Consider the following 13725-nt stretch of genomic DNA (forward strand, 5'->3'; position numbering starts at 1 on the left):
CGAGGTTTGTCTTGAGTTCTGAAGGCACCATCGTCGGCGGCCGCTTCCGCCTGGACCAGCCGATCGGCCGCGGCCGCGCGGGCATCGTGTGGCTGGCGTTCGACACGCGGCTGTTCCGCACCGTCGCGATGAAGCGGATGTACCTCCCGGTCGGGGCCGGTGAGCGCGCCGAGCAGGCGCGCGCGGCCGCGATGCAGGAGGGCAAGGACGCGGCCCGGATCGAGCACCCGAGCGCGATCAAGGTGTTCGACGTGCTGCCGGAGGGCCAGGACGTCTGGCTGGTGATGGAGTACATCCCGTCCCGCAGCATGGCGACCTTCCTCGCCGAGCACGGCAGGCTCAGCCCCGACCAGGCGGCGTTGCTGGGCATCCAGCTCGGAAACGCGCTGACCGCGATCCACACGGCCGGGTTCGTGCACCGGACCCTCGAGCCGGGCACGGTGCTGCTGGCCGACGACGGCGGCGTGAAGCTCACCGACATCGGCATCAGCGGCGGCGGGCCGAGCCCGGCGTACGTGGCGCCCGAGGTCGCGCGGGGGCTGCCACCGACGCCGGCCGCGGACGTCTTCTCCCTCGGCGCGACGCTCTACACCTCCGTGGAAGGCGTGCCGCCGTTCGGGGAGGACGGGCAGTCGTCCGAGCGGCCGCCGCATAACGCGGGCGTCCTCACCGAGGCGCTGCGCAAGATGCTGCGCACCGACCCGACGACCCGGCCGACGATGGCGGACACCGTCCGTTCGCTGAGCGCGATCACCGAAGGCCGCGAGACGGCGTTCATCCCGCCGACCGCGCCGGGGATCCCGCCGCCGCCGGCCCCGCCGACGCCACCCTTCAACCCGGGCCTGGCACCCGCCGGTCAGCCGATGCCCCCGTCGGGACCGCAGTTCCAGCAGCAGATCCCGCTCGCTCCGCCCGCGCCCGGCTACTCCTCGGCGGAGGAGACGCAACGGATGCAGCCGGTGCCACAGGCGACCCAGTACGCGCCACCGCCGGTTCCCCACCCCCAGCCGCGACCGCAGCAGGCCGACGAGTGGAACCTGCCGGTGTCGAAGAAGACGCTGATCACCGTGGCCGCGATCCTGGTGGCGGTGCTGGTCGGCATCCTCTTCTCGGAGCTGTTCTTGGTCTAGGCCACCTTGGCGGTCGCCGCGCGCATGGCGTCCAGCAGGGTGCGGACGGCCGGGTGGCCCCAGGCCCGGGACGCGACCGCGGCGTGGATCGCGCGGACGGGCTCCGGGTGGCGGACCTTGCGGACGACGACGCCGGGATGCTGCCCGCCGAGCCCCAGTTCCGGGATCAGGCCGACGCCGATGCCGGCGGCAATGAACCCCTGCGCCGTCTGGTAGTCCTCGGACTCGACCACGACGTTCGGCGCGAAGCCGGCGGACGCGCAGGCGCCGAACAGGATGTCGCGGCAGACGCCGGGCATGCCGTCGACGCCGACCCACGGCTCCTCGGCGAACTCCGTCAGGTCGAGCACGCGCTTGCGGGCCAGCGGGTGGGTCTTCGGCAGCACGGCCCGGTACGGGTCGTCGAGCAGGTGCACCAGCTCGACGCCCTTCGCGGGCGGCGTCTTGCGCGGGAAGACGGTGATCGCGACGTCGGCGTGGCCCGTCTCGACGTCGACCATCGGGTCGTCGGGTTCGACGAGCTTGAGGTCGAGGCGCACACCGGGGTGCTCGCGGCGGACCGCGGCGATGGCGGGCGGCATCAGCGACGCACCGGCCGTGGCGAAGTACCGGATGGAGAAGTGGCCGATGCGGCCCTCCTTGAGCTCGGTCAGCGCTGCCTCGGCCTTGGCGAGCTCGGTGCTCAGCGTCTCGGCGTGCTCGGACAGCAGCGCGCCGGCCGGGGTCGGCCGGACGCCGCGGCCGACGCGTTCGAGCAGCGCGGTCCCGGCTTCCCGTTCCAGCGCGGACAGCTGCTGGCTGATCGCGGACGGCGTGTAGCCGAGGTTGCGGGCCGCGGCGGTGATCGACCCACTGGTGATCACGGCGCGGAGGACCTGCATGCGGCGGACGTCGAGCATGCCCGGATCGTACAGCTCGGCTTAAGTGTTCCTGCAGCTAATTTCGCTTGTCCTTACGTCTGGTTCAGGTGAAGCTGGCGCTGATCGTCGAAGGAGGACTGGGGTGGGCGAGACGAAGACCCTGCTCAGGATCGCCGCGCTGGCGCTGATGTGGGGCTCGAGTTTCTTCTGGATCAAGCTGGGACTGGGGATGTTCTCGCCGGTGCAGCTGGTGCTGGCGCGGCTCGTGCTCGGCGCGGCCATGCTGCTGGTGCTGTGCCGGCTGCGGCGGGCGCGGCTCCCGCGCGACCGGCGGACCTGGAAGCACCTGGCGGTCGCGGCGTTCTTCCACAACGCGCTGCCGTTCCTGCTGTTCGCCGTCGGCGAGACGACGGTCGACTCGGGGATCACCGGGGTGCTGAACTCGACGACGCCGCTGTGGGTCCTGCTCGCGGCGCCGCTGATGGGGACGTCTTCGCGCATGGCGGGCGCGCGGCTGGCCGGGCTGCTGGTGGGCCTCGGCGGGATCCTGCTGATCTTCGCGCCGTGGCAGGCGTCGGGCCTGCTGAGCTGGGGCGCCCTGGGCTGCCTCGCGGCGGCCGCGAGCTACGGCTTCGCGTTCGTCTACGAGGGCAAGTACCTGTCGGATCCTTCCGTGTCGCCATACGCGACTTCGGCGGGCCAGATGCTGCTGGCGAGCGGGATGCTGGTGCTTGCGCTGCCGGCGGGCGGCTTCACGCCGGTGCACGTTTCCCCGGGGCCGTTGCACGCGATCCTGGTGCTCGGCGTCGGGTCGACGGGCTTCGCGTTCGCGCTGAACTACCAGCTGCTGGCGAGCGAAGGCGCGGTCGCCGCGTCCGTCGTCGGGTACCTGCTGCCGGTGGTCTCGGTGCTGCTCGGTTCGGTGTTCCTGGCCGAGCAGCTCAACCTGCGGGTGATCGCGGGCATGGTCGTCGTGCTCGGCGGGGTCGCGCTGACCCGCGTCCAGAAGCCGGCGGTCACGCCACGGGCCGCGCCGCTGGTGGAGGAACGCGTCTAGACGAGACGGCGGTCGGAGGCCCAGCGGGAGAGCTCGTAGCGGTTCGAGAGCTGGGTCTTCCGCAGGACGCTCGACACGTGCGTCTCGACCGTCTTCACCGAGATGAACAGCTCCGACGCGATCTCCTTGTACGCGTACCCCCGGGCCAGCAGCCGCAGGACGTCGCGCTCGCGAGGCGTCAGCAGGTCCAGCTCGGGGTCGTTGATCGGCGCCGAACCCGGCCGGTCGGCGAACGCGTCCAGGACGAACCCGGCCAGCCGCGGCGAGAACACCGCGTCGCCGTCCGCGACCCGGACCACCGCGCGGACCAGCTCCTTCGACGAGATCGTCTTCGTGACGTACCCGCGGGCGCCGGCGCGGATGACCGCGATGACGTCCTCGGCGGCGTCGGAGACCGAAAGCGCCAGGAACACGATGTCCGGCAGCTCCGGGCGGACGCGGCGCAGCACCTCGGCGCCGCCGCCGTCGGGCATGTGCACGTCGAGCAGCACCACCTGCGGCTTCGTCCGGGCGATGCCGGCGACCGCTTCGGCGACCGAACCGGCCTCGCCCACGACGCGGACCTCGTCGGTGATCGAGTCGAGTTCGGTGCGCACCCCGGCGCGGAACAGCGCGTGGTCGTCGACGAGGAACACCTTGACCGGTTCCCGCTGGCTGTCAGTCACGACTCTCCCTCGCTAGCCCTGAACCCCGAGCATAGCCGCCTCACGCGGCCCCCTTGCCCGCTTTCACCGGCATGGCGAGCTGGACTTCGGTGCCCTCCCCCGGCGCGGTGCGCACCTTGCACGTGCCGCCGTGCCGGGTCATCCGGCCGCGGATCGAGTCGGCGAGCCCGTGGCGGTCGGCCGGGACGACGTCGGGGTCGAAGCCCTTGCCGCGGTCGCGCACGAACACGTTGACCGACGTCGGCTCGACCTCGGCGTAGACGCTGACCTCGTCGACCCCGGCGTGCTTCGCGGCGTTGACGATCGCCTCGCGGGCGGCCTGGACGAGCGCCACCAGCGAGTCGTCCAGCTCGGCGTCGCCGACGACGACCTGCCCGACGGAGATCGCGAACGTGTCCTCGACCTCGCCGCACGCCGTGGCGAGCGCTTCGGACAGCTGCCCGGCGGCCTCGGTTTCCTCGCCCTTCCCGACGGGCTTGCCGTAGCCGCCTGCGCCGTAGAGCCAGCCGCGCAGCTCGCGTTCCTGGCTGCGGGCCAGCCGCGCGACCTCGCGCGGCTGTTCGCTCTGCTTCTGGATCAGCGCCAGGGTCTGCAGCACGGAGTCGTGCAGGTGGGCGGCGATCTCGGCGCGTTCGTCGGTGCGGATGCGGGCCTTGCGCTCGTCGGAAAGGTCCCGGACCAGCCGCAGCCAGAAGGGCACGGTCAGCACGGCGACGCCGATCAGCGTCGCGATGACGGCGATCAGCGCGAACTGGACCTGGTCGAGGCTGCCGCTGCGGAGCACGACGACGCCGATGCCGGTGATCACCAGCGCGACGCCGGCGACGATCCGGATCGCCGCCGACCAGCCGCCCCCGCCGAGGAAGGCGCCCGCGAAGCCGTCCTTCGCGCCGACCTTCCAGCGACGGCGCTGCGACTCGTCGGCCTCCCGCCAGACGACGGCGGCACCGATCATCGCGACGGCCAGTGGCACCGCGACCCAGCCGCTGATGAACCCGGTCAGCGTCCCGCTGGCGACGGCGAGGCCGACACCCAGCGCGATCAGGCCGAACGCCTGCTGGCGCTCCTTGGGGCTCGGCGCGTCGGCGGCTTCTTCGGACTGCTGCTGGACGAACACCCAAAGGAGGCCGTACGCGAGCAGCCCGGCGCCGTTCAGCGCGGCCAGCAGCGCGAACGCCGTCCGCACCCAGACGACCGGCACGCCGAGGTGATCGGCGAGACCACCGGCGACACCGGCGATCGCCCGCCCGGACCGGCGCCGGAACATCTTCGGCGCGGCCTGGTCCGTGGTGGCCGGGGTCACCGGCTCGGCGGTGACGTGGTCGAGGGAGTCCTGCACGTGCTCCATGGTCACACGCGTACGGGCGGGCTTCCATCGGGGAAACCCCTGATCCGGCACCAGGTCTCGCCGATCCCGTCCCCGGGAAACCTCAGGGATGTTCCCCTAGACCCGGTCTGAACAGGCCAGGAAGCAAGATCATGGGACAAACGTGGGACGGAGTGCCTACTCCGAGAGGCACTCATGTGCTCCCAGAGGCACCCCCTCGCGCCCCGTTTGCTCGCTCTCTTCGCCGCACTGCTGGCCGTCGCCAGCCTGGTTGTCGGCCTGGCGCCCGCGCCCGCCGCCGCGGCGCCGGCCTGTGACCGCGGCGCGCTCGTCGCCGGGCGGCTCGCCGAGCTGGGCCGGTTCGGCGTCGAGTGGCGCGTCGGCCGCACGCTCGCGGCGGCCGGCCGATGAGCGCGCCGGAGGTGCGACTGCAGCGGATGCAGCGTGACGAGCCGATGTACATCGGCGGCACGACGGACTACCGCGTGTACCTCGGCAGCCGGTGGGTCGGTTGGGTCGGCGACGGTCGGGAGTGGCGCGGCTGGCGCTACGGCGCCCGCCAGTGGTGGGCGTGCTGGCGGGAGGACGGAGACATCGCGGCGCGTTGGAACACCGACCTCAACCACGCCAGCCGTGCCGCGGCACTCGCCGCGCTGCTCGAGCAGATTTCCGCGGCGAGTGCGTAATACGTCCCGAGACGACGAAAGCCCCCTACTTAGCACGACGGCCGGGTAGGGGGCTTTCTTGCGTTTACGGGGTTATTGCTGCTGTTGTTCCGCGGCCTTCTTCGCCTTGCGCTTGTGCAGCCGGTCCCCCAGCGATCCTTCGGGGTACTTGCTCACCACGAGGCCCTGCGCTTCGGCCTGTCGGCGTTGGATCTCGGTCTGCTTGGCGATGTTGCGACGCTTCTTCCGGCCGAACACGGCACCTCCCTGGTCGACGACCCCGCTCCAAAGCATGGTCCGCCGTCCATGTCGCCCGCCGGCGGCTCGCTGTTACGGCTGGCGGACGATGGACCGCCAGCTGACCACACCGCGGGGTGCCCCCTACGCTCGCGTCATGACCGTTCATCTTGTCGTGACGACAGCTACCCCCGATCGTGAGTCCGGCGAGAAGCTGGCGGGCTCGGCCGTCGCTGCCCGCCTCGCCGGGACGGCACAGGTCATCGGCCCGGTCACGTCGTTCTTCTGGCACCTCGACGAAAGCGGCAAAGGGGAAGAGTTCAACGTGACGTTCAAGACCACGGACGCGCGCTACGCCGAACTGGAGGCGCACATCATCGCCAACCACCCGTGGAACAAGCCCGAGGTCACGGCCGTCGAACTGGTGCGCGGCTCGGCTGACTACCTGGCGTGGGCCGAGGAGTCCACCCGGCTCTGCTAGACCTCCAACCGCGCGAGCAGCTCACCGACCGCCGGGGTCGACCCGTACCGCTTCAGCTGGCGTGCCACGGACTCAATCCGGGCGGCCGGGCGCACCGAGCTCACCCCGGCGGCCAAGTCCACAGCGCGCGTCAGGGTCGCGGCGGCCTGCTCGACTTCGTGGGCGTGCAGGTAGGACGTGGCGAGCCACGTCAGGTACAGCGCCTTGTCCCGCGCGTGCGTGTCGTCGAACCCGGACAGCACGCGCTCCAGCACCGGCACCGCCCGCAGCGGCCGGCGCAGCTCGGTCCAGCACCGGCCAGCCATGATGTCGATCTCGGCTTCGTTCACCCAGAACACCCAGTCCGGATCCGGCCGGTCGTCTCGAACCTCCAGAGCCTCACGGGCCAGGTTCAGCGCCCGGTCGGCCTCCTGCGGTTCGCGTGCCGTCGCGTGCGCCCACGCCTTCCGCTCGAGCAGTAGAGCGCTCACCTTCGGCGTGGCCATCGGTTGGGCGATCTCGTACGAGTCGGTGGCCAGCGCGGTCCCGCTCTGCGCCGTCGTGGTCTGCTGGTAGGCGGCGTAGGCCAGGGCGTTCCCGGCGAGGTCGAGCGCGCCGGCCTCCTCCGCGGCTTTCCGGCTGTCGCTGTAGAGCCGCTGGGCGAGTGCGTGCTGGCCGTGGTCGAACGCGGCCCACCCGGCTTGCTGCTGCTGCTCTGCCAGCAGGGCGCGCAGCTGCTGCCCGATGTCGATCGCGTGGCTGGATTCGCGGAGCAGCCGCTGCGTGAAGTCGACCTCGGCGGAGTACACCGGAAAGGTTTCGGCGCCGCCCATGATGTTGTCGAGGCGGCGGAGCCGGGCGGTGCGGCGGCGCAGCTCGTCGATGTCGGATTGCCCGATCCGGCGCGCGGTCGGTTGTTCAGTGCGAGCCAGCGGAATCGCCAGGGAGGCCATTGCTCCGATGAACTCGCGCCGCTGCACTACCTCTCCCGTCCTCGCCGTCCGCTGTTCCGTTCGCGTTGTGATGACCGCTTGCCGAATGTCCTGCACGTTGATTTCGAAGCTCGCGGCGATTTGCTTCTGCCAGAACGGGGTGGGCAATCGTCGCTCGGACTCCCACCTCGACACCTCGTTGCGGGTGACGGCTCGCCCCGCAATCGCGGAAAGCACCTCGGCCTGATCGGCTTGCGAGCGGCCGGCGCGCTTGCGCTCGGTTCGGAGCAGTGCACCGACCCCTTGCTGCTCCACTCGTACTCCTCGTGGTTCGCGCCGTGACAGGTGGCCATCATGGCTCTGGCCCCCGGTTCTGGCCACCCCCTGTGAATGGCCACCCCTTCCGGCTCCTCTTACCAGGCATTATCGCTCCTAACGTCAACTTTGTGACGACGCGCGAGGAGAGCAGCGACCGACCGACGTTCAGTGGCGCCTCTGTGTTCAACACCGGTGGTCAGCGTCTGAACGAGCTCGACCTGGACAGCTACCAAGCGCCGAAGTCGATCGCCGACATGACGGACGACGATTGGGAGCAGGCTGCGGCCGCGCTGCGTGCGTTCGATGCGGGTCAGCGGTGACGGCGCTCGACGACCGGCCGCCGACGCGCACCCTGGTCCTTCCGGCGCGCAACCGGTGGGAGTGGCACCTGTTCGAGGCTGACGGGTGGGCGCACCTGTACCGCGTCGCTGATCTGGCGAACCCGCGGCTGGATCTGCTGTTGCCGTGGTGCCTGCTCCGTGCACCGTTCCCGCTTGAGCACGACCGGCCGAGCATCGATCCGCGCGTCATGATCCCTGCACGGGGAGGGACGTGCCAGGCGTGCGCGGCGCACGCCTGGGCCTGCATCCCGCACCCCCGCATCGGGACGCCGGCCGTCGGCGAGTTCTTCGGTGACCTGTTCGAGGTGGTGACCCGCGATGCACGCGCGTGACCGCCAGCTGCTCGCCGGGCTCGCACGGGTCAACACCGAGATCGGCAACGCCACGATCCGGCTGCTCACCGCCCAGGTCGACGACGCCGAGTACGCGGCCGGGCTTCGCAAGCTCGGCGCGGACTTGGTACGCATCGGCGCCCAGCTGGCCGCACGCGCCGGAGAACTTGATGGCCGGGTGCTCGACCCGGCCGAGCTGCTGGCCGATGACGAGCAGCCGGAGGCGCGCCGTGCAGGATCGTGACCGTGAGCTGATCAAGACGCTGCGTCGGATCGCGGAGCGCACCGCCGAGTTCATCGAGCGCGCGGAGTCCGACGAGATCGGGGAGCTGGCGTTCGCCGATGCCTTGGACGTGCTCACGCCTGCCTATCGGGACATCGCCGGTGAGATGAGCGCTCGGTCCGGCGCGCTGTACGCGACGAACCTTTTGGTGCAGCCGCGGCGATCCTGCCCGGAGATGAACTCCCGGCCGACGTGTCTGCCCAACCCCACTCTCCGGGGCGGGCGCGGCGGCCGGGTCCCAGCCGCCGCGTGCCCTGGGCCGTACGCGGCGGAGTCGGGGCTGGTGCGCGGCCCATGGCCGGCCTTGCCGGGCGCACCGGCCCCGGACTGGATCCGAACGGAACAGAACCGCCTTCCTGATCTCCCGGCTGCCGCACAGTTCCCCGCAACTCCGAACAAGGCGAATAGCCCATTCGCCGGATAACGATTTCCCGCAGGTAAGCGATGCATGAAAGTGTGCGCATAGATCACTGGCTCCCGGCTGGCGTGTCTGCTCTTCCCCCTCGAGCGGACGCACCGGCCGGGTTCCAGTCCGCCGCGTGGTTCCGGGCCGCACGCGCGGAAGTCGGGGGGCGGTGCGTGGCCACGGTCACTTGCCGGATGCACCGCCGCCCGGCGCACAACGGGCCCCGCCCTCGGAGCGAGGGGCGGGGCCCGTTGTCGTCTGCAGCTACGCGCCGGGGATCGGAACGAGCGTGGTCCCGTCGTCGTCGCGCGGCTCGGCCACCGGAGTGACGAGCGGTTCGGCTCGCTTTTGGACGCCGAACGCGGCAAGCGCGCTGGTGCCCGCCGCGGCAAGCGTGGCGACGCCGGCGAGTAGGGCCTGCAGGGCGGTGTTCTGGTCGGCGGTGATGATGCCGACACCGGCCAGGCCGGTGACGACGCCGCCGACGGTGGTCCAGATCTTCGCCGCGGTGGTGGCCGCGGCCTTCAGTGGGAATCGTTCGCTCACTTCCCGGCCGTCTTTCCCTGCAGCAGGGCGAGCACCTGGTCCACCTTGCCCTCGATGTCGTCGATCCGGGCGGCCTGCGTGCGCAGCTCGCCGAAGAAGTCCCGCACACGGATCGATCGCTGCTGCGGCGTGCCGGGGTTGTCGGTGAAGACGTAGGCCCCGAACGGGTCCCCGCCGTCGCCGGTCTTCTGCTTCGGGTCGCCGTAGTGCGCGCTCCGGATGTCGGCCACGCGGCCCTGAACGTCGCGCAGCAGCGTTGCCAGGGTCACCTCTTCGCCGCTCCACAGCTTCAGCTTGTCGTTCATGCTCACGTCGTCGAACCCTCCTCCTGTGGTTACTGCCCCACCGCCGGCGGCGGTGAGCTTCGCGAGAACTGCGGCGCAGCGCGTCTCGCTGGCGACGATCTCGAAGTGCATGGGATCCCGCCTGCCCGTGTAGTCCCCGCCCCACCGCACGCACCCCTCGGTGCGTGCGACGATGGCGCGGATGGCGGTGATCTGGTCGGGCCGGAAGCTCGCCGACGGGTTGGTGCCGAGCGGGTGCGCAGGCGCGTTCAGGTCCAGCGCTGTGCCGGAGCTGTGGTTGCTCAGCTGCGTGGCGCCGCGGATGTCGCGGTAGGCGTAGCCCCAGCAGCCGGGCCAGATCAACGGCTCGACGAGCGCGTGGAACTGGCGGCCGACCCACGCGAGCAGGTCGCCGGTCGGGCCGGCGCGCAGCGGGACCTTGCCGCCGGGCAGATCGCGGCCGACCGGAGTGATCGGGGCGGTGTAGCCGTTCTGGGAGGTGGGCATCAGGAGGTCCCTTCGGGGTAGAGGGGTGGGGGGTCGGAGATCTCGCCGCCGAGCGAGCGCAGGGTGTCGACCACTTGCCGGTCCCAGCGGACGTGGTCGGTGATTCGCCGTTCCTGCGCGTGCTGCGCTTCCCAGAGCCGGTTCGTCTCGGCGTGCAGCTTGGCCACCTGCCCGGCGAGTTCGGTGGTGGTCGCGGTGGTGGCGGTCAGCAGCGCCGCGGTGGCCTCGGCCCTCAGCTTCCGTGACTCGGGGCGCAGCTTGACCACCAGGACGCCGGCGGTGATCAGGCTCGCCAGCGCGACCACTACGCCGCCGCCGACAGTCCAGGCGTTCACCCCTCACCTGGCACGGGGTCGAACTGCGCGGCGATGTCTGCGGCGGTGATCAGCCAGACACTCAGGCCGCCGCCCTCCACCATCCCGTCGCCGACGTTGGCGACGATCCCCGGTCCGTACACGAGCGTGTTGCTCGCGGAAACTTCGGCGTTCGGCCAACGCGCCCGCCACTCGTCGAGGTTTTTCCCAGTCCACGTCAGGAGCCGCGGCTTCGGTGTCACAGGAACCCAAGGCATTGTGTTCTCCTCACGCGACTTTCCACACGATGAATTCGGCCGGCTTGTTGACGGTCGGGTTGAGAGTGAACGCACTACCGTTGTTGTAGATCCAGGCACACAGCTGTGTTCCGGCGGCGAACCAGCGGGTCACGGTGGCGAAACTGTCGGTCTGGCCGTTCGAGAACAGCGGAGACGCCAGCCACGGCGTACCGGACGCTGGCGCCGTGGTTCCGTGGATCCCGACACCAAAGTTGTTGCCAGCCGCGAATGCCGTAGACCCGGCGGCGTAGCAGGAATACCGCCCGCTCACCGGGATAGTGACCGTGTTGCTGCCGGTCCAACCAGTCCCGCCGGCCGCCGGTGTGGTCACCGAACCGAACGTGAGCTTGTTCGCGCCGGACGACGCCACGATGTTTTGGTTGGCGTTCGCCCGTACCTCGATCCCGTACGCGGCAGCCGCGGCGTCCTCGATCCCGCCCACCGTGGCCTCGGCCGCCTGCGCCAAATTCTTGATGTACAGGGACAGGTTCGGCGGATCGAACGTCTCCGGCCAGCCCCAGCCGTAGCGGCCAGTGTTGCCCATGACTGGGCTCCTTTCCTTATGTCAGAACGGAATGACGATGATGTAGCGCTCCGCAAACGCGCACGTTGGACTCGCGAAGTTCGACCGGTACTGCATGGTGAACGTGTTGGCGCCGGGGTTGAGACCGTGGCCGGCCGTTAACACGAAGTTCCGATTGTGATTCGACGAGAATCCGACAATCGGAGTGGTCTGCGCCAGCATCCCGGCCGTGACCGTACCTACGATAGGAATGTCGCTGGCCCCGGTGACATTCACGGTCGAGGATCCGCCAATGTAGGCATTGGACGCTGTTCCAGCGCAAACTATGCGGACACCGGTCATGAGAAGGCACCGACGACTCGACCCGATGTTGATGGTCAGCTGCGGGCCAAAGGTCGCCAAGTCCGTGTACGTGGTCGACCCAGTGATTTCGGTGGCCGAGACCTCAGCAGCCTTGATCTGGTTCACGTTGCTGCCGCCGGGCGCGCCGATCTTGCCGACGATGTACCACTGCGTCATCCGCCGCTCGACCATCACCGTGTCGCCCGGGGAGTACTGCAACCCGATACCCGACTGGATCACCTTCAGGTTCGACACCGCAGCGCCGTTGACCAGCACAGAGTTCACGCCGCTGGCCTCGTCCCACGACAGGACTTCCCCCTGAATGTGAGCGAGGTCCGAGCTACCGGTGGGTGTTGCGGCGGCGGCGTTCGCGGCGGCCATGGCGACGGCGTAGGCAAGAGCGTCCATCAGCCTGCCCTCCGCGCCAGGTACTGCTTACGGGTGTCGATGCCCATCGATTCGCCGGGTGTCAGGCCGTAGGTGACGCGGTCGATGATGTGCACCTCGGAGTTGCCGGGGTAGGACACGCTCACCACGTCCCAGCCCTCCAGCGCCGGGTTCGGGATCGAGCCGAGCGCCACCGCGTACGGCAGCCCGATCACCTTGGCCAGCTTCGCCGCGCCGGCCGTCTTGCACTGGTCGACGGTCGTCATGAACGCCGAGCTGTAGACCGTGGGCACCAGCCCGAACGGCCCGCCGACGTAGGTCGGCGACGCCGGGTCGTTGTCGGACACCACCGCCTGCACCGGCGGCAGCTCGCCGACCGGCTCGCCGCGCGCGACGACGATGTTGTACACCGCCTCACGGGAGATGCTGCGCTGCATCGACACCAGCACACCGTTCGCGCCGGAGTTGATGTCCCACACCGGCGATGCCTTCGTCAGATCCGGAATGGACTTCACCTGGAGACGGCCCGCGTAGTCGAAGTACCCGTACTTCCCATACGCAGCAAGCAAGTCCTGCACAAACCCCAGTCGATCCTCGTCGAGGACATGATCAGCACCGAGCAGGGTGGCGTACGCGGCGAAGTCGTAGACGGTGACCAGGCCAGGCACTGCCGCACCCACGACGAAGTCGATAACCGAGCCGACCGACGCACCCGCTCCGAACTGGACCGGGGAGGTGTTGCGGGCGTCGCGGACCATCGCCATCCGGTCGGAGGCGGTGATTCGGATCGCGCCGTCCGGCACGCTCTGCTGCTCGACCTTGTCGATGCGGAAGTAGCCGAGCCCCACCAGTTCCTGCGTGCCCAGGCCGTACTCGATGCCGCGTTCCACGTAGATTTCTTGCCCGTACGGGGTGCCTGGATCGGTCGGCTTGGACGGCCACGGATACACCGTCGACAGATCCAGCGTGGATTGCACGTCAGCGGTCATGTCGGTGGTCACGTCACCGGCGAGGATCGGCAGCCGGCCAAGGTCGGACACGCCGGGGATCGCGATCCCGGTGGGCGCGGTGCCGGTCTGGCCAGGCGCGACCAACGTGCACCGCGCCGCCAAGGTGTGCGAGCCACGCAACCCCGTCAGGAAACTATCGGTGGTGGGCCTCATGGGACGATCACCACCGCGGTCGACACCTTGTCGATCAGGTCCGAGATCGTCGGCACCGCGGCGACCACGTCGGCGATCGTGGCGTAAGTCGCGACCACGTCGGCGATGGTGATCGTCGCGGAGTACACCGTGGACGCCGGCGCGGCGACCTCGGTCAGCGGCAGGTCGAAGTACCGGCGCACGCCGCGCGCCGAGGTCTGGCGCTTGACCGTGTCGCCGATCGCCGCGTACAGCGTCGGCACCGCGCATTCCGGCTCGGGGGCTTGCAGGAAAACGGTGTGCCCGGTCATCAGGGCGTTGGCGAAGTCGGCGGCGGCGGCCAGGCTCGGCACGGTCACCGTGATGGACAGCCGTTGCGAGCCGCGCAC

Annotated in this window: 22 protein-coding genes; 9 read left to right on the forward strand and 13 right to left on the reverse strand. The window is 70.1% G+C overall.

Annotated features, from left to right (window positions below):
* Nucleotides 1–11: 11 nt before the first annotated feature.
* A complete protein-coding gene (locus AB0M82_RS42835) occupies nt 12–1130 on the forward strand; it encodes a protein kinase (protein WP_364735032.1) in 1119 nt (372 codons plus the stop codon).
* Here AB0M82_RS42835 and AB0M82_RS42840 read toward each other — a convergent pair.
* Nucleotides 1127–2029, reverse strand: a complete 903-nt coding sequence (locus AB0M82_RS42840) for a LysR family transcriptional regulator (RefSeq protein WP_364735034.1) — start codon at nt 2027–2029, stop codon at nt 1127–1129. The genes AB0M82_RS42835 and AB0M82_RS42840 overlap by 4 nt on opposite strands.
* Before the next feature lie 103 nt (nt 2030–2132).
* Here AB0M82_RS42840 and AB0M82_RS42845 point away from each other — a divergent pair, with 103 nt between their 5' ends.
* Complete coding sequence (locus tag AB0M82_RS42845) at nt 2133–3047, forward strand: DMT family transporter (protein WP_364735036.1); 915 nt, start codon at nt 2133–2135, stop codon at nt 3045–3047.
* Here AB0M82_RS42845 and AB0M82_RS42850 read toward each other — a convergent pair.
* Both AB0M82_RS42850 and AB0M82_RS42855 read right to left on the reverse strand, forming a co-directional pair.
* Nucleotides 3044–3712 (reverse strand): response regulator transcription factor, encoded by a 669-nt coding sequence (locus AB0M82_RS42850; protein ID WP_364735038.1) that lies wholly within the window; start codon nt 3710–3712, stop codon nt 3044–3046. The genes AB0M82_RS42845 and AB0M82_RS42850 overlap by 4 nt on opposite strands.
* A 40-nt stretch (nt 3713–3752) precedes the next feature.
* Nucleotides 3753–5066 (reverse strand): PspC domain-containing protein, encoded by a 1314-nt coding sequence (locus AB0M82_RS42855; RefSeq protein WP_364735040.1) that lies wholly within the window; start codon nt 5064–5066, stop codon nt 3753–3755.
* A 168-nt stretch (nt 5067–5234) separates the two neighbouring features.
* Between AB0M82_RS42855 and AB0M82_RS42860 the strand changes: the two genes are divergently transcribed.
* Both AB0M82_RS42860 and AB0M82_RS42865 read left to right on the forward strand, forming a co-directional pair.
* On the forward strand, nt 5235–5450 hold the full coding sequence (locus AB0M82_RS42860) for a hypothetical protein (protein WP_364735042.1): 216 nt from the start codon (nt 5235–5237) through the stop codon (nt 5448–5450).
* A complete protein-coding gene (locus AB0M82_RS42865; protein WP_364735044.1) occupies nt 5447–5725 on the forward strand; it encodes a hypothetical protein in 279 nt (92 codons plus the stop codon). The genes AB0M82_RS42860 and AB0M82_RS42865 overlap by 4 nt, the downstream gene beginning before the upstream one ends.
* Nucleotides 5726–5797: 72 nt before the next feature.
* On the opposite strand, the gene AB0M82_RS42870 is transcribed toward AB0M82_RS42865, so the two are convergent.
* Nucleotides 5798–5998 (reverse strand): hypothetical protein, encoded by a 201-nt coding sequence (locus AB0M82_RS42870; protein ID WP_364735046.1) that lies wholly within the window; start codon nt 5996–5998, stop codon nt 5798–5800.
* Between the two features lie 100 nt (nt 5999–6098).
* Between AB0M82_RS42870 and cutA the strand changes: the two genes are divergently transcribed.
* Nucleotides 6099–6422 (forward strand): divalent-cation tolerance protein CutA, encoded by a 324-nt coding sequence (cutA, locus tag AB0M82_RS42875; RefSeq protein WP_364735048.1) that lies wholly within the window; start codon nt 6099–6101, stop codon nt 6420–6422.
* Here the strand turns inward: cutA and AB0M82_RS42880 are convergent.
* Nucleotides 6419–7354, reverse strand: coding sequence for a hypothetical protein (locus AB0M82_RS42880; RefSeq protein ID WP_364735050.1), 936 nt, complete (start codon nt 7352–7354; stop codon nt 6419–6421). The genes cutA and AB0M82_RS42880 overlap by 4 nt on opposite strands.
* A 425-nt stretch (nt 7355–7779) precedes the next feature.
* Here AB0M82_RS42880 and AB0M82_RS42885 point away from each other — a divergent pair, with 425 nt between their 5' ends.
* Genes AB0M82_RS42885 through AB0M82_RS42900 form a run of 4 tightly spaced genes read left to right on the forward strand, consistent with a single transcriptional unit; the run spans nt 7780 to nt 9031 of the window.
* Nucleotides 7780–7971: a hypothetical protein gene (locus AB0M82_RS42885; protein ID WP_364735052.1), complete on the forward strand. Its 192-nt coding sequence runs from the start codon at nt 7780–7782 to the stop codon at nt 7969–7971.
* On the forward strand, nt 7968–8324 hold the full coding sequence (locus tag AB0M82_RS42890) for a hypothetical protein (protein WP_364735054.1): 357 nt from the start codon (nt 7968–7970) through the stop codon (nt 8322–8324). Before AB0M82_RS42885 ends, AB0M82_RS42890 begins: the two co-directional genes overlap by 4 nt.
* Nucleotides 8311–8568: a hypothetical protein gene (locus AB0M82_RS42895; RefSeq protein ID WP_364735056.1), complete on the forward strand. Its 258-nt coding sequence runs from the start codon at nt 8311–8313 to the stop codon at nt 8566–8568. The genes AB0M82_RS42890 and AB0M82_RS42895 overlap by 14 nt, the downstream gene beginning before the upstream one ends.
* On the forward strand, nt 8555–9031 hold the full coding sequence (locus AB0M82_RS42900; protein WP_364735058.1) for a hypothetical protein: 477 nt from the start codon (nt 8555–8557) through the stop codon (nt 9029–9031). Before AB0M82_RS42895 ends, AB0M82_RS42900 begins: the two co-directional genes overlap by 14 nt.
* 246 nt (nt 9032–9277) lie before the next feature.
* On the opposite strand, the gene AB0M82_RS42905 is transcribed toward AB0M82_RS42900, so the two are convergent.
* The 8 genes from AB0M82_RS42905 to AB0M82_RS42940 all read right to left on the reverse strand — a co-directional run.
* On the reverse strand, nt 9278–9559 hold the full coding sequence (locus tag AB0M82_RS42905) for a hypothetical protein (protein ID WP_364735060.1): 282 nt from the start codon (nt 9557–9559) through the stop codon (nt 9278–9280).
* Nucleotides 9556–10350 (reverse strand): M15 family metallopeptidase, encoded by a 795-nt coding sequence (locus tag AB0M82_RS42910; RefSeq protein ID WP_364735062.1) that lies wholly within the window; start codon nt 10348–10350, stop codon nt 9556–9558. Before AB0M82_RS42910 ends, AB0M82_RS42905 begins: the two co-directional genes overlap by 4 nt.
* Complete coding sequence (locus tag AB0M82_RS42915; RefSeq protein WP_364735064.1) at nt 10350–10685, reverse strand: hypothetical protein; 336 nt, start codon at nt 10683–10685, stop codon at nt 10350–10352. Before AB0M82_RS42915 ends, AB0M82_RS42910 begins: the two co-directional genes overlap by 1 nt.
* Complete coding sequence (locus tag AB0M82_RS42920) at nt 10682–10921, reverse strand: hypothetical protein (RefSeq protein ID WP_364735066.1); 240 nt, start codon at nt 10919–10921, stop codon at nt 10682–10684. The genes AB0M82_RS42915 and AB0M82_RS42920 overlap by 4 nt, the downstream gene beginning before the upstream one ends.
* Before the next feature lie 10 nt (nt 10922–10931).
* Complete coding sequence (locus AB0M82_RS42925) at nt 10932–11486, reverse strand: hypothetical protein (protein WP_364735068.1); 555 nt, start codon at nt 11484–11486, stop codon at nt 10932–10934.
* 21 nt (nt 11487–11507) lie between these two features.
* Nucleotides 11508–12215, reverse strand: a complete 708-nt coding sequence (locus AB0M82_RS42930) for a hypothetical protein (protein WP_364735070.1) — start codon at nt 12213–12215, stop codon at nt 11508–11510.
* Nucleotides 12215–13357, reverse strand: coding sequence for a DUF5047 domain-containing protein (locus AB0M82_RS42935; protein ID WP_364735072.1), 1143 nt, complete (start codon nt 13355–13357; stop codon nt 12215–12217). Before AB0M82_RS42935 ends, AB0M82_RS42930 begins: the two co-directional genes overlap by 1 nt.
* Nucleotides 13354–13725: hypothetical protein (locus AB0M82_RS42940; RefSeq protein ID WP_364735074.1), on the reverse strand; the 372-nt coding region annotated here is incomplete at its 5' end. The genes AB0M82_RS42940 and AB0M82_RS42935, both read right to left, overlap by 4 nt.

Source organism: Amycolatopsis sp. NPDC051128, assembly GCF_040682715.1.
Classification (GTDB): domain Bacteria; phylum Actinomycetota; class Actinomycetes; order Mycobacteriales; family Pseudonocardiaceae; genus Amycolatopsis.